13 protein-coding genes are annotated in these 13,634 nt (G+C 44.0%); 8 read left to right on the top strand and 5 right to left on the bottom strand.

What is annotated here, in order from left to right:
* Positions 1–29: 29 nt before the first annotated feature.
* Positions 30–2,816, bottom strand: a complete 2,787-nt coding sequence (locus K5609_RS12730) for an insulinase family protein (RefSeq protein WP_221073974.1) — start codon at positions 2,814–2,816, stop codon at positions 30–32.
* Positions 2,817–2,974: 158 nt separating this feature from the next.
* Here K5609_RS12730 and sixA point away from each other — a divergent pair, with 158 nt between their 5' ends.
* Together sixA and K5609_RS12720 are read left to right on the top strand one after the other, a co-directional pair.
* Positions 2,975–3,439 (top strand): phosphohistidine phosphatase SixA, encoded by a 465-nt coding sequence (gene sixA / locus K5609_RS12725; RefSeq protein WP_221073973.1) that lies wholly within the window; start codon positions 2,975–2,977, stop codon positions 3,437–3,439.
* Between the two features lie 185 nt (positions 3,440–3,624).
* Positions 3,625–3,834, top strand: a complete 210-nt coding sequence (locus tag K5609_RS12720) for a DUF1107 family protein (RefSeq protein ID WP_016403429.1) — start codon at positions 3,625–3,627, stop codon at positions 3,832–3,834.
* Between the two features lie 48 nt (positions 3,835–3,882).
* On the opposite strand, the gene smrB is transcribed toward K5609_RS12720, so the two are convergent.
* Entirely contained in the window at positions 3,883–4,407 is a 525-nt protein-coding gene (gene smrB, locus K5609_RS12715) for an endonuclease SmrB (protein WP_221073972.1), read from the bottom strand.
* Positions 4,408–4,470: 63 nt separating this feature from the next.
* Here smrB and prmB point away from each other — a divergent pair, with 63 nt between their 5' ends.
* The 5 genes from prmB (at position 4,471) to K5609_RS12690 (ending at position 8,499) form a co-directional block, all read left to right on the top strand.
* A complete protein-coding gene (gene prmB, locus K5609_RS12710; protein ID WP_221073971.1) occupies positions 4,471–5,394 on the top strand; it encodes a 50S ribosomal protein L3 N(5)-glutamine methyltransferase in 924 nt (307 codons plus the stop codon).
* An 11-nt stretch (positions 5,395–5,405) separates the two neighbouring features.
* Positions 5,406–6,494: a chorismate synthase gene (gene aroC / locus K5609_RS12705; RefSeq protein WP_152781102.1), complete on the top strand. Its 1,089-nt coding sequence runs from the start codon at positions 5,406–5,408 to the stop codon at positions 6,492–6,494.
* Positions 6,495–6,574: 80 nt separating this feature from the next.
* Positions 6,575–7,087, top strand: a complete 513-nt coding sequence (locus tag K5609_RS12700; protein ID WP_221073970.1) for an elongation factor P hydroxylase — start codon at positions 6,575–6,577, stop codon at positions 7,085–7,087.
* A complete protein-coding gene (locus K5609_RS12695; protein WP_221073969.1) occupies positions 7,080–8,255 on the top strand; it encodes an ATP-NAD kinase family protein in 1,176 nt (391 codons plus the stop codon). Before K5609_RS12700 ends, K5609_RS12695 begins: the two co-directional genes overlap by 8 nt.
* Positions 8,200–8,499 carry a hypothetical protein gene (locus K5609_RS12690; protein ID WP_163131831.1) on the top strand — a complete coding sequence of 100 codons (300 nt, stop codon included), beginning with the start codon at positions 8,200–8,202 and terminating at the stop codon, positions 8,497–8,499. The genes K5609_RS12695 and K5609_RS12690 overlap by 56 nt, the downstream gene beginning before the upstream one ends.
* 65 nt (positions 8,500–8,564) lie before the next feature.
* Here the strand turns inward: K5609_RS12690 and K5609_RS12685 are convergent, their stop codons facing one another.
* Both K5609_RS12685 and K5609_RS12680 read right to left on the bottom strand, forming a co-directional pair.
* Positions 8,565–9,533, bottom strand: coding sequence for a GGDEF domain-containing protein (locus tag K5609_RS12685; protein WP_221073968.1), 969 nt, complete (start codon positions 9,531–9,533; stop codon positions 8,565–8,567).
* Positions 9,530–10,576 carry a response regulator gene (locus K5609_RS12680; RefSeq protein ID WP_221073967.1) on the bottom strand — a complete coding sequence of 349 codons (1,047 nt, stop codon included), beginning with the start codon at positions 10,574–10,576 and terminating at the stop codon, positions 9,530–9,532. Before K5609_RS12680 ends, K5609_RS12685 begins: the two co-directional genes overlap by 4 nt.
* A gap of 289 nt (positions 10,577–10,865) precedes the next feature.
* Here K5609_RS12680 and K5609_RS12675 point away from each other — a divergent pair, with 289 nt between their 5' ends.
* Positions 10,866–11,438, top strand: a complete 573-nt coding sequence (locus K5609_RS12675) for a DUF922 domain-containing protein (protein ID WP_221073966.1) — start codon at positions 10,866–10,868, stop codon at positions 11,436–11,438.
* A 69-nt stretch (positions 11,439–11,507) separates the two neighbouring features.
* On the opposite strand, the gene mnmC is transcribed toward K5609_RS12675, so the two are convergent.
* On the bottom strand, positions 11,508–13,550 hold the full coding sequence (mnmC, locus tag K5609_RS12670; RefSeq protein ID WP_221073965.1) for a bifunctional tRNA (5-methylaminomethyl-2-thiouridine)(34)-methyltransferase MnmC2/FAD-dependent 5-carboxymethylaminomethyl-2-thiouridine(34) oxidoreductase MnmC1: 2,043 nt from the start codon (positions 13,548–13,550) through the stop codon (positions 11,508–11,510).
* Between the last annotated feature and the right edge of the window lie 84 nt (positions 13,551–13,634).

Raw genomic sequence — 13,634 nt, 5'->3', positions numbered from 1 at the left:
GAGTAAATAGGTACCGAAACACAGCCTCGCTAGTTGTAGCAATAAATCGCTGAATCACTCTGAAATTCACTACGGCTGTTAATTATCCGAACTGTTTCTAAATGATGAGTATTTAAAGGCTCCGGCTGCTGCTCGCTTGCTCCATGGTTGTAAACAATCACCCGGTCTCGCTGCTTACTTTTTAAGCTCATCATAAATCGAACCAAGTCAACGCGTTCAAGCTGTTCAATACATTCTGCGGCACGCTGGCGTTGCCTAAAGGTTAAATCTTTATTGCCTATGCTTACCCAAAAACGCTGGGCGCGGGTGCGCATATTACTTTCGCGCTCGAGTATTTGTGCAATAAGCCCTTGTTTGCTTTGTTGCCATTGCGCATCGCTTAGCTCAAACATCAGTACAGGAAATTCGTCTAAAAAGTCATTAATAGCATTAAGCAATGTTTGTGGTTGTCCATGGGGAGATTGCACATAGAAAATAATGCCAGGGTGGCGGTTAAGCGGCAGATTACCAGTACCTACGATGTAACCCAGTTGCTGCTTGGTGCGTAGTTCATTGAAAAAGGTTGAGGTCATTATGTGGTTACTTAAGGTAAACAAGGCAATGCTCTCTGGGCTTAAGTCTCGGCTTTGGTAATAAATCATCAGTGCCGAATCATTTTGTTGGCTGTCAACTTCGTAGAGCAAGCTTCCTTGATCTTTAATGCTAATTAGCTTTCTAGGTGTTTCCTTAGATGGGCTGGTATCGGGTGAAATCTCCTGTTGAATAAATTCACCCAGTTCAGCAATTTTTGGCTCCGACCAATTGCCGTAGGCCAGCATCTCAATGTGAATATTCTGGTAAAGCTTGGCCACAAAATCGGGCAGCTCTTCTAGCTGAACGTCTTCCAGGGCCTCAAGTAAGGCGCTAGGCGGCGGATTATTGGGTTGCAGTAAAGATGTAAGTTCGCTAAACAATTGCGAAATCGGCTTTACTTGCATCTGGTTTTGCCAATGCTTAGCCAGTTGCTGTTTGATTATGCCAAAGCGCTTACGCTCAAAATGACCAAATAAACGGTTATTCATAATCATTTTAAGCAGTAATATTTGCTTATCACTAAAACCAGATAAATGCAGAGTGTAGCCGCCTTGATGGGCATACAACTGATAGGACATACCGGCGATTTCGGCTTGGTAAGTCATTTCACTTAAGTGATCTAACATTAGCTCTACCATTAGGCGGGTGCAGACGATATTTCTCACCGAGGCGACTGCATGCTTTGAATCTACAGACACATACAAATGCCCTTTGGGCACTCTAAACTCCGGTTCATTGCTAAACCACAAACGAAAACCAGGCTTGTCGAGTATTAGCCGAGGTTCGGCTTCTTGTTCTTGAGCTTCAACCAAAGGCGAAGGGTTAAACGACAAAAATGGGTTGCTGGCAGGTAACTTCAAGCTTTCTAATTCGTTCGGCGACTGCCAACGTTTAATGCGCTCCGGCTCTATTTTTTTTACCGAGTAGGGCGTGTGGTACCACTTAGCAACTTTATCTCCTTTAACATTGGGGGAGACTAAAGTAATCCTCATTCGCTCTGGCACTATTTGTTTCAAGCATTGCGATATAAGTGCCTGATCGTAGTTCTCCATGGCGTAATCACCATAAATAACATCTTCGGGCGGATAGTGTTGCAAGTTAATGGCGAGGTGGGAGACCAAGTCGATTGCGCGTGATTTCTCTTGATAGAGAAAAGCGCGTTCAAATACTTGTTGTTTTTCACTGTAGCGCCACGCTTGTAAGCCGTGTTGGCGAATCATCTCCAAGTAACTAAAGCTAGCATCAATGATTGAGTCTATGCAGTTCAAGCCTTCATCGGTTAAGGAGTAACTGATGCAAAAGTCTTTGAAATTACTGCCGTTGACACCGCCACCCGCAGCCATAGAGTTCACTAAACCAGCGTGGCGTAGTAAAGCAACTAAACTACCTGGCCCTTCATAACCTAAAATATGGGCAATATAAGTTAACGGCTTTTGCTTATACAGAGAGTCCATGTCGCCAAAGCCGAATGACAAAGTGAGTTTCTTAAGATCTTTAACTGGTTGAATATGTGTCTCTAATGCTAAGTGCTCTGGCAAATAAAAGGGCGCTATTTGAGGTTTATTAACCGCTACCTTTGGCACTGCAGCAAAAAGTTGACGCACGTGAGCTTCGTTTTGGTCAAGTTCATGTGGGCTTAATACCGCTAAGGACATTAAGTCAGCTGAATAGTGCTGTTGATAAAAGGCAATCAGATCGTCACGAATTAAGCTGTCACCGTCACTAAGGGTATCTAAACTGCCTACCGAAAACTGACTAAATGGGTGCTCGGGGTTTACGGTTTCTTTATGCACCTGATAGATGCGGCGAACGTCGTCTTTAATTTTGAGTTGGTACTCAGAATTTACCGCTTGGCGCTCGCGCTCTACTAATTCGGGATTAAAACATGGGCATATGAAAAACTGACTGAAACGATCTAGGGCTTCATCAAACCATTCGTTATCGATATCAAAATAGTAATTTGTGTGCTCGGTACCAGTCCATGCGTTATTGCTGCCCCCGTGGCGATTAATGAAACTTTGGTACTCTCCAGCTTTGGGGTAAGAGTCGGTACCCAAAAAAAGCATGTGCTCTAAAAAGTGAGCCAGCCCTTCACGGTGTTTAGGATCGTCAAAATGGCCAATGTTTACCGCCAGTGAAGCAGCCGACTTTTGCGCTGATTCATCATGAACTAACAAGACCTTAAGACCATTGTCTAATGTTATGTAACGATATTGTTTTGGATCGTTAGGGCTAGTGCGCAAGGCAACATTCCTTGTTTATGTCGTTAGTATGATTATCAGTCGCTTAACTTGGTCTTGCAAACTCTGATGGATGTTTTGTGGCATATCAATTAAATTAGCAGCCAAAATTAGTAAGCTTAAGCGTTTAACGCGTCTCAATTATTAAGAAGAGCCCTTTTATGCAAGTATTTATCATGCGTCATGGTGAAGCCGAAATGTTCGCTGCTAGCGATAGCGAGCGAGCACTCAATCAGTCTGGCTTAAATGAAGTAGGTAAAATGGGGGCTTATCTAGCCGACAAACTACCGCAATTAGATTATGTATTAGTTAGTCCATATTTGCGTGCCCAGCAAACTTGGCAAGGTTTGGCTAAAAGCTTACCTGAGGCTGTAAAAGTGATTGAGCTGAATGAGCTTACTCCTTCTGGTGATGAAGTTGCCGTGGTGAGCTTAATTAATGAGCTTGCCTTAGAGCAGCCACAAGGCAGTTTATTGGTGGTATCTCATTTGCCTTTGGTGGGCTTTATTGTAGAAGGCTTAGTGGCAGAGGCTGGTGCTCCTTTATTTAGCACCGCTGCCGTAGCTGAGCTTCAGGTTGGCCAAGAAAACAGGTTTATCTCCCTGCAGCATCCAGTCACTTTGTAACAAAACCAGCTATTAAACTAGCTAAAGTTTGTATGGTGGTGTTTTACTCTAGATCTCAAAGGTTCCCAGTTTTTTGTGCTTTTGAGATCTTCTTCGCGGAACCGTAAATTGCCGCCGATTTGTTTAGGGTTCGCCTAAGTCTCCCTGTAATATTCGTTTTGTCAAAACAGCAGTGGACATAACGAATGAAGATATTTTCGCGCTATTCTCCGGTAAAAATTGCCCGTTACGTTAAAGCGTTTTTCAAAGGACGCTTGTATATTCAAGGACGAGGGGCATACGAGTTCAAAAATGGTAAATTAGAAACGTTGGCTAATCACAAAACCACTAAGCACCGGCAAACAGTGGCAGAAGTTAATCAACATATCGACGAATTCAAGAATAAAGCCGCCTAAACTAAGCGCTTTATTTTGAAAATAGAAACCACTCTTCGGAGTGGTTTTTTAGTTTGGGGAGCTGATTAATATCAGTAAAGCGCTAGAGCCACCATGCACTTTGGGCGCTTGGTGAAAAGCTAATACCTCGGGGTGCTGCGCAAGCCATTGAGGCACTTTAGTTTTGAGTATTTGTTGGCCATGGCCATGCATAATTGAAGCAATATGATAATGCTGCTGTTTGCATTCAACAATTAAGGCAGCAATTTCTTGTTTGGCTTGCAGTTGCGTTAGGCCATGTAAATCCAGCATGATCTCAGGCGAGTAATCACCACGCCTTAGTTTTTTTAGTTCATAGGGATCACATTCATCACTTTGCCAACGCATTGGGCCTTCGTCGGGGAGTAAAGGGTGGTACTCGTCTGAGAAGAAGAATTGACTATTATTTAGCGCTGCTCGTTGTTGTTTTTCCCTTTGTTGGCTTTTTTGCTTGATTCGAGTGGGCTCAAGACTTATTTTATCTTGTTTTATCTGGCGAACGCCTTTGAGCGCTTCTTTGAAAGCAGCGAAATCTTCGTCAGTTGGTTTTTTCATCTTTTATTATCAGTTGTGCCTGAAGCCATATAGTGGGTGATTGTACTTAATCTGGAGGCCAAATTGGAAAAGATATTTATCGAAGAAGCAATCGATGAGCTACATACTATTCAAGATATGATCCGCTGGGCGGTGAGTCGATTTAATGCTTCTGGCGTTTTCTATGGTCATGGAACTGACAACGCTTGGGACGAAGCGGTGCAACTTATTTTGCCTAGTCTTCATTTACCTTTGGATGTTGATCCAGAGGTAAGGCATGCGCGTTTAACTCGTCAAGAACGTAGTTTATTGGTTGAGTTGGTGGTTAAGCGTGTTCAAGAGCGCTTGCCTGTGGCTTATTTAACCAATAAAGCATGGTTTGCTGGTTTAGAGTTTTACGTGGACGAAAGAGTGCTTGTGCCTCGTTCTCCTTTTGCTGAACTTATTGAAACCCAATTCTCGCCGTGGTTGGTAGAAGAGCCCAAGCGGATACTAGATTTATGCACGGGCAGCGCTTGTATAGCTATTGGTTGCGCTTATGCTTTCCCCGAAGCAGAAGTAGATGCGGTTGATATTTCGGAGGACGCCTTAGCTGTAGCCGAGATTAATATTCAAGGGCATGGCTTAGAGCAACAAGTTACGCCTATTTTGTCTGATGGCTTAAACGCGTTGAAAGGACATACTTATGATCTAATTGTCAGCAATCCGCCTTATGTTGATGCTGAAGACATGAGTAACTTGCCTGATGAGTTTATGCATGAGCCTGAGTTAGGCTTGGCATCGGGTTTTGATGGCTTAGAGTTAACTAAAAAGATTTTGGCTGATGCCGCAGATCACTTAACTCCAAATGGTTTGTTAATTGTAGAAATTGGCAATAGCCAAGTGCATATGCAGCAACAGTTTCCCGATGTTCCGTTTACATGGATAGAGTTTACCAACGGCGGGCACGGAGTATTTATTATTAGCCGCGAGCAATTGCTTGCTTGCCGCTCGCAATTTGAACAGTAAGGATAGAATTAATGGCAGGAAACAGCATTGGCCAGCTCTTTCGCGTAACAACCTTTGGTGAAAGCCACGGTGTTGCACTGGGTTGTATTATTGATGGGTGTCCACCGGGACTAGAAATTAACGAAGCAATGATTCAAAAAGATTTGGATCGTCGTAGGCCTGGTACATCACGCTATACCACCCAGCGTCGTGAACCTGACCAAGTTAAAATTCTTGCAGGTGTATTTGAAGGAAAGACTACCGGTACCTCGATTGGCTTAATGATTGAGAACACCGATCAGCGTTCAAAAGACTACTCTAATATAAAAGATATGTTCCGCCCCGGCCATGCAGACTATACCTACCATCAAAAGTACGGTACCCGAGATTACCGTGGTGGTGGTCGCTCTTCTGCTCGTGAAACCGCTATGCGGGTAGCGGCGGGTGTAATCGCTAAAGAATATTTGAAGCAACATCACGGTGTAGAGATCCACGGTTACTTAAGTGAACTCGGCCCAGTAAAAGCTGAGAATATCGACTTCTCTCAAATCGAGCAGAACCCGTTTTTCTTTCCTGACGAAAGCAAGTTGGAAGAGCTTGATGAGTTTATGCGAGCGCTGAAAAAAGAAGGTGATTCAATTGGCGCGCGTTTAAGTATTGTTGCTAAACAAGTTCCAGTTGGCTTAGGTGAGCCAGTATTTGATCGTTTAGATGCTGATATTGCGCATGCATTAATGGGCATTAACGCAGTTAAAGCGGTAGAAATTGGTGACGGCTTTGCGGTAGTTAACCAACGTGGTAGTGAGCATCGCGATGAAATGACGCCTGAAGGCTTTAGTTCTAACCATGCCGGTGGTGTGTTGGGGGGCATTTCGTCTGGTCAAGATGTTGTTGCACATATTGCCTTAAAACCCACTTCAAGTATTACTGTACCTGGGCAAACTATTGATAAATATGGCAAGCCGGTAGAAGTTGTGACCAAAGGGCGCCACGACCCATGTGTTGGTATTCGCGCAGTACCGATTGCTGAAGCAATGTTAGCGATTGTGTTAATGGATCATTGTTTACGCCAGCGCGGCCAAAACGGCGCTGTAGCGACAGAAACGCCGATCCTGCGTTAAGCATATAGCAAATAACAGTAAGCCCTTAAATGTTGCATTTAGGGGCTTTTTTATAGCATAGCGAGAACTAGAGAATAGCGATGCTGGATGACGTAAAGCAGCTTATTTTACTGTTTAATGAAACCTTTGCTGATTTTGATACTGAGCTAGTTGCTGGAGAAGATGAGCCGATTTATCTACCAGCAAGTGAAGATAGGGTTAAGCACCAAATAGTGTTTGCTCATGGTTTTTATGCCAGTGCCTTACACGAGATTGCTCATTGGTGCATTGCCGGTGAGCAGCGCCGACAGCTAGAAGATTATGGCTATTGGTATAAGGCAGATGGGCGAAACCAGCAGCAGCAATTGGACTTTGAAAAAGTGGAATATAAGCCGCAAGCCGTGGAATGTGGCTTAGCGCGTGCTGCAGGACGTACTTTTCAAGTGAGTGTTGATAACTTATCTGGCTTTCAAAGTGACCGCCATGCGTTTTCTGCTGCGGTTGAGGAGCAGTATCAGCTATATTTGCAGCAAGGCTTTCCGGTAAGGGCTCAAAAATTCATGACGGTGTTAAACAAGGCAAACCAAGCATTGGTTGAGGTTGCAAATGATTAAACTTGGTTTGATTGTAAATCCCATCGCTGGTGTTGGTGGTAGCGTTGCGCTAAAAGGCTCTGATGGGGTGAGTGAACAGGCACTTGCTAAGGGAGCAACAAAAAAAGCCAACTTGCGCGCCGAACAAGCCTTACGGGCACTTAGTGATATTAAGCTAGAGTTTGTTGTTTACACCGCCTCTGGCGAAATGGGTGAAAGCTTGTGCCAAAAGCTATCACTGCCTCATAAAGTGATTTATCAAGCTAAGCAGCCCTCGCAAGCAAGCGATACACAACAAGCTGCTAAGCTACTGGCTGAACAGGGCATTGAGCTATTGGTGTTTGCTGGTGGAGATGGTACTGCCCGTGATGTGCTAGGTGCTGCGGGTGAGGGGACTAAGTGCCTAGGTATTCCAGCTGGCTGCAAAATTCATTCGGGTGTTTACGGGGTAACGCCTGCCGCTAGTGGCATTGTCATTGAGAAGTTGCTCAAGGGCGAAATGTTAAGCCTGAAAAATGCTGAGGTAATGGATATTGATGAGAAAGCATTTCGAGAAGGCAGGGTTCGAGCTAAGTGTTTTGGCGAGATGTTAGTGCCCGATGAAGTGCGTTATGTTCAGTCTGTTAAGCAAGGTGGTATTGAATCCGAAGAGCTGGTTTTACAGGATATCGCCGCCGAAGTGATTGAGTTGTTAGAAGATGAGCAGTTTATCGCAGGATCAGGCTCCACTGTAGCCGCTATTATGCAGGAGTTATCACTGCCTAATACTCTTCTGGGAGTAGATTTGGTTAAAGATCACCAAATCGTCCAAGAGGATTTGACCGAAGCTGAGCTGATTAATAGAATAAGCAACGTACAAACTAAGCTATTGATTACACCCATTGGTGGTCAGGGTCATTTATTTGGCCGTGGCAATCAACAACTAAGCCCTGCGGTTATTCGCAAGCTTGGCCGGGAAAATATTGTAGTTGTAGCAAGCAAAACTAAACTTAAATCTTTGCATGGACGCCCGTTGATTGTTGATACTGGCGATACAGATCTAGATAAGTATTTATCTGGAAGCATCAAGGTAATTACTGGTTACCGCGATTATATAATGTATCGAGTATCGAACCCTGAAAATGAGGTTACCGATGCTCAAGAATTATGTCACCCTGCTACAGACTTACCTGAACAGCCACGACACTAATCTAAATGCTCCACCAAAAAATGTTATTCAATACTTAGGTGATCACCTAGGTGTAGTAGCAACCTTGACTGAACTAAGTGGTCGCCCAATGGTGCATTGCTTAAAATCACAAATGCATATTGCCTTGTTGGATGCTCACTTCGATGGTGAAACCGACGAAACTATGCAATCACAAGTAGAAGCCCTATGGCGCGATGCTATCTCGTTTGCTGATAGTCAGCAGCAAGTTTCTGCTGTAGCGTAAGTGCTTAAGTGAAAACAAAAAAGCAAAGCCTAGGCTTTGCTTTTTTCGTTAATGCTTATCCAAAACTAGTGTGTTTTATGGCTAAACAAACTGGTTTGGTTTCGTCCCTTGTGTTTACTTTGGTATAAAGCTTGGTCGGTATTTGCTAACCAATCTTTTGCGCTGGCGGTTTGGTCATCCAGTTCAGCAACTCCCAAACTTACCGTAAATGGAATTTCAATCCCATCCACTACCGGTTTTAAGGCCTCAATCGCTGTCCTTAGGCGTTCACAAAATATCTTGGCATGTTCTGAGTCTGTATCAGTTAAAATAACGCCAAATTCTTCACCGCCGTAACGCCCTGCAATATCGGTTTTTCGCATAACTTTGCGCAAGGTGTCACCCACTAAGGTAATGATTTTGTCGCCCGCTGGGTGGCCGTAGGTATCGTTTACTTTTTTAAAGTGGTCAATGTCAAACATCACCAAGGAGCTAGGTGCCGTGTTTCGCACAAAACGATTAAATTCTTGGTCTAATCTATCTTGCCAGTACCCTCGGTTGTACAACTGAGTAAGCTTGTCGGTGCGGCTTAATATTTTTAGCTCTTCATTAACCTTCTGCGCCTCAAGCTTATTTACCGCACTATCGGTAACATCATAAATAATCAAACTAATATGGGTAACGATACCGGTTAATGAAGTAAGTGGAATAATGGTGATGTTTTGGTACATAAAATCTACCGTACCAGTAATAGGACGATAATTTTTAAATGGAAAAACGTGTGGACGCTGCTCCCAGGTGGTGAATGCGCGATTCTTTAGAAAGAATACAGAATCAATTTTGTGGCGCAGCCAATCTTCTGGAAGCTGAGGAAATAGCGAGAACAGCTTTTTACCTTGGGCTTGGTCGGGACGCAAGCCACTATGGGTTTCCATAAAGTTGTTCCACACTTGTACTTGGTAGTCTTTATCGAGCACCACTAAGCCGACATCGATAGTTTGTATCATGTCCAGCATCCAGTGGAACTCATTCATTTCATTTTGATGTTGGCTCATTGGTGCTCAAATAAGTAAGAAATTTTGTTATTTAGGGTTGGCAGTGAATCTTCGGTAATCAGCAACAATAAGTCACATTGAATATTGTGCTTTTCAATAGTGTAGTTGATTTCAATTGCCAAGGTTTTTTGCCAGCGACTGGTATTACTATTTATTAAATCGCCGATATTACAATGTTGTCCCAGCACCACTGGATGGCCTTGCGAAAAGCCAACATCTAGTTGGTCGGATACGCCCTTCAGACAAGCGCCAATAAGAATGTTGGCAATGTCCATTAGCACTTCCAGCTGGCCATTGTCATCTAGCTCGCCTTCATATTTCATCAGCTTAGACATGTCTGTGAAGCTAGAGTCGTGGAATAAAAGCAGCGCTTCTCCGGCGATACCAGAGCCTATAAAGCCTTGGCATACTGCTGACATCGCTTCGTTTTCTTCAACCGAAGTCAGCGCCATATGCAATTCACTGGTTTCAAGAATATTAACGTTGGGGATGGGTAAAACGATAAATGCATCGAGTAAGCGCGCTAGCAAGTCGGCTGCTCGTCCCATTGCTACGTTGGCAATCTCTTGGTAGTGGTCCCTAAAATCGACAATTTTCGGTGAAAGCGTATCGTTGACCGGTGCCGGCATTTTATCTAAAGCGGCTAAGTCGTTTTCAAGCTCAAGCAGTTGTTGTGATTCAACAATGCCGTAGGCTACCAAAATTTCTCCAATTTTAGCCTTGTTAGTGGGCTTTTTAATGAAATCGAGGGCACCGAGTTGTTTTACCCGGCTATAGGCTTCGGGTTGAACATCGCCAGACACCACAATAATCAGTGCCGGTAAATCGTTCTTCTGAACTTCTTCTAGTACTTCATATCCGTCCATTACTGGCATGTTGAGATCGAGGAAAACCACGTCTCCTTTACCTTGACGGATCAGGTCAACCCCTTCTTGGCCATGTTTGGCGAAGCTTATCTCTACATCCCAGCCAGGTGGAAGGCTGCGGGCCATTTGCTTTCTTGCGAGGTTGGAGTCATCGCATATGAGAATTGGTAACGACATAATTTACTATTAACTCTCCTTGTATGCTGACAGTATGAAGCTAAATGCCAACCTTGCTAAGTCTCAATTGATAAAAAACAGAGATTTGTATGCCGCGCTTTGAGGTGATTCACAAAAACTGTTCTGTAGTTCGGTGTAAAGATAAGTTTAGTCGAGAAGTTATTGATTATTCGTTAAAGTTTCAAACTTGTGCTGGCTGTCTGTTATGCTGCTGGGTCAAAATATAAAAATAAATCTATAAATAGCGGCAACGCTAGCAAACGGAAATGGATTATTTAGAGGAACTAAAGTGAAACCAGCAAGATGGATCAGGCAAGGAGTAGTGGCTGTTTGTGTACTGTTTTCTGTATGCGCCCAGTCTGCCTCGGTGCAAAGCAGTATAGAGTATTACGATATTAGTGCGCATGATTTAAACCAGTTACGTAATCAGCTAAAAGCTCAAGGCCCCGAAAAACAGGGCAATCGCTATAGTATTGCAGCGCAATATACAATGAATTGGACACCCAAGGTGCAAGTTCGCAACGATCGTTGTGAAGCCCTTAAACCAGAATTACAGTTAAGTGCCGATTTAGTCATGCCTCGCTGGATAAGCCAAAGCAAAGCAGACTTTGCCGCTCAGCAATCTTGGATTGGTTACATCGCGGCAGCACAGCAGTACCATCAAAAAATTACCCGCTTAATCGAGCAAAGTGTAGACCGTTTTGTTCAGCAAACCCAAGGCTTAAGTGCAACTGAGTGCGACAAACTGGAAGCGTTAATAAATGCTAAGGGAAGGGCGGCACTGGCCAATGCCCAGCAAAAGGTTCGTACTTATCAGCGCCAAACCCGCCATGGTGAGTCTTTAGGTTTAACAATTCCCTAAACTATGAGCAACTTTGGCCGTGGTCGTTCCGTTGTTACCTTGGCCAATTAGAATGCTAATTTTACATGCTTATCTGGTTTTAAACTCGCGATAATTTAAGGCTAAAGGGCGCTTCTTTACTAAACGTCTGTTCCAAAAGCGATGTGGATGAATGCAGTTTAAAGTACTTTGCTTAAGTGGCATCGGTTCATTACACAATTGAGCGGCCAACAACTCTGTGGCGAATGGCGCACTGCATATTCCTCTTGAACCAAAACCAATGGCAACAAATACCCCACCATAACTTGGTGGCGTCAGCTCTTGCCATTGCTGCAGGTATTGCTCACTGAACAACTGCTCTAGGTTTGGCAATTGACCGATTAATGGAAAATGGTCGCGCACTGCACACCGGGTTGCTGCTCGGCCTGGTATCTCAGCTAATTGCAGCTTTTCATTCCATGGTTGGGGCTGACACTTTCTAATAGCCGCTAAGTTTTTTTCTGCTTCGTTAGCTTTTAGCTCAAGGCTTAAATCGTTGCGAATGTAACTGGCACCAATGCAATGCTGTTGTTGGTTTGCGGGAGTTAAGTAGCCTTCGTAACACAATACTTTACTGAGCTTACTTAACTGTGGAGTGGTATCGATATGGCTAACTTGTCCGCGCACTGGGGTAATGGGTAGCTGCTCAGTTTGGGGCAATTTCAATAGATGGTGAGATTGGCAGAAAACGATATTGTTGTGTTGTTGTACCTGCGAGCCAAAATATAGGCGACAGTGTTGGTTTTCAAGTTCGAATTGGGTTAATTCATGCCCGTAGTGCACGCTTAACAGACCCGATTGTTCGGTTGCTTTTAGAATGGTTTGCACACATTGTTTAGCATTCACCCAACCCGCGAGTGGGTAATATAGAGCCTCATTATCTAGACTTACACCCGCGAGCTTGCTGGCTGTCGCCTTGTCCACTGGGTAAACCAATTCATGAGGATAACCGGCTTGAGCTATATTGAGGTTTTTTGCTTGAGACTTGTCGTTATAAGCCAGTTGCAATAAGCCGCAGTAATCATGATCAACTTCGAACTGCTGTTGCTCCAACTGAGCTAACACTTGGTGATGATAGTTAAAGGCATGCTGAAAAAACTCACTAACATGCGGTTGGTTAGGGCTAAGCAAAGGGTAAACAGCACCTTGTCGATTACCTGATGCTTCTAACGCAGCGGCACTGTTTTTTTCGTAAAGGCTTACTTTTACCCCACGTTTAACTAAAGCATAAGCGAGGCTAACACCTGCAATGCCAGCGCCAATAATAGCGACGTCTTCGCCAGCGTTAATTCCTTGGCGGCTATATAGTCGGGAGTTTAGGCTTTGTTGTGTGGAGTGTTGTTTAAAGCGGCCCACTAACATGTCTCGTTTTCTGCCAAAGCCTTTGGCTTTGTGAGCATCAAAGCCTGCTTCAATTAAGCCCCTTCTTACAAAACCTGCTGCTGTAAAGGTTGCTAAAGAAGCATCATCAGCAGAGTGCAAGGCCATGCCTTCGAATAATTCCTGGGTCCACATGTCAGGGTTTTTGCTAGGAGCGAAGCCGTCTAAAAACCAAGAGTTAACCAAGCCTCCGCTGATGTTCGGGACTTCTGGCAGGTTGTGGTGCACATCACCAATCCAAATATCTAAGGTAATGGGTACCGGGTAGCGAAAGGCAATTCGGTGACATCCTGGCGTCATAATTTTTGGATAGAATGCAATTAGCTGGTCACTGAACTCTTTAAGCTCAGGCCATTGTTTTAGGGCTTGGCTTAGATCGTTTAGTGATAAAGGGTGTTTTTCAAAGCTAATAAAATGTAGTCGCGTTAAAGCGGTATCGGGGTTCGCCTCGAGAAATTGCTGGTAATGCTGCCATGCTGCTAAAAAGTTTAAGCCAGTGCCAAAGCCTGTCTCAGCGATAACGTAGCTAGCGGTTTGATGGTTTTGCCAGCGCTCAGTGAGTTGATTTTGTTCAATAAAAACGTAACGACTTTCGGCCAAACCATTGTCTACAGAAAAATAGACATCGTCGTAATCGGTAGCCACAGGGGTACCTTCAGGATTCCAATGAATCGTGGCTGTTGTGGTGTTATTCACATTATCCGATGAAGACAAAACTTTACCTCGAGTTTTACTAGAAAATTTAAGCGTACACGTGTACTCTCATCCGACCAGATTAGGCTGCAAAATCGGTAACAT

It is taken from the genome of Agarivorans aestuarii (genome assembly GCF_019670125.1).
Taxonomy (GTDB): domain Bacteria; phylum Pseudomonadota; class Gammaproteobacteria; order Enterobacterales; family Celerinatantimonadaceae; genus Agarivorans; species Agarivorans aestuarii.
Note: the sequence above shows the minus strand (reverse complement) of the source record. Positions and strands in the feature narration are given on the sequence as shown.

Excerpts from the sequence above, each read along its gene's own strand:
- K5609_RS12720 (WP_016403429.1), top strand. The coding sequence starts at position 3,625 with ATGAAGATATTTTCGCGCTATTCTCCGGTAAAAATTGCCCGTTACGTT.
- aroC (WP_152781102.1), top strand. The coding sequence starts at position 5,406 with ATGGCAGGAAACAGCATTGGCCAGCTCTTTCGCGTAACAACCTTTGGT.
- sixA (WP_221073973.1), top strand. The coding sequence starts at position 2,975 with ATGCAAGTATTTATCATGCGTCATGGTGAAGCCGAAATGTTCGCTGCT.
- K5609_RS12700 (WP_221073970.1), top strand. The coding sequence starts at position 6,575 with ATGCTGGATGACGTAAAGCAGCTTATTTTACTGTTTAATGAAACCTTT.
- K5609_RS12680 (WP_221073967.1), bottom strand. The coding sequence starts at position 10,576 with ATGTCGTTACCAATTCTCATATGCGATGACTCCAACCTCGCAAGAAAG.
- K5609_RS12695 (WP_221073969.1), top strand. The coding sequence starts at position 7,080 with ATGATTAAACTTGGTTTGATTGTAAATCCCATCGCTGGTGTTGGTGGT.
- K5609_RS12685 (WP_221073968.1), bottom strand. The coding sequence starts at position 9,533 with ATGAGCCAACATCAAAATGAAATGAATGAGTTCCACTGGATGCTGGAC.
- K5609_RS12690 (WP_163131831.1), top strand. The coding sequence starts at position 8,200 with ATGCTCAAGAATTATGTCACCCTGCTACAGACTTACCTGAACAGCCAC.
- smrB (WP_221073972.1), bottom strand. The coding sequence starts at position 4,407 with ATGAAAAAACCAACTGACGAAGATTTCGCTGCTTTCAAAGAAGCGCTC.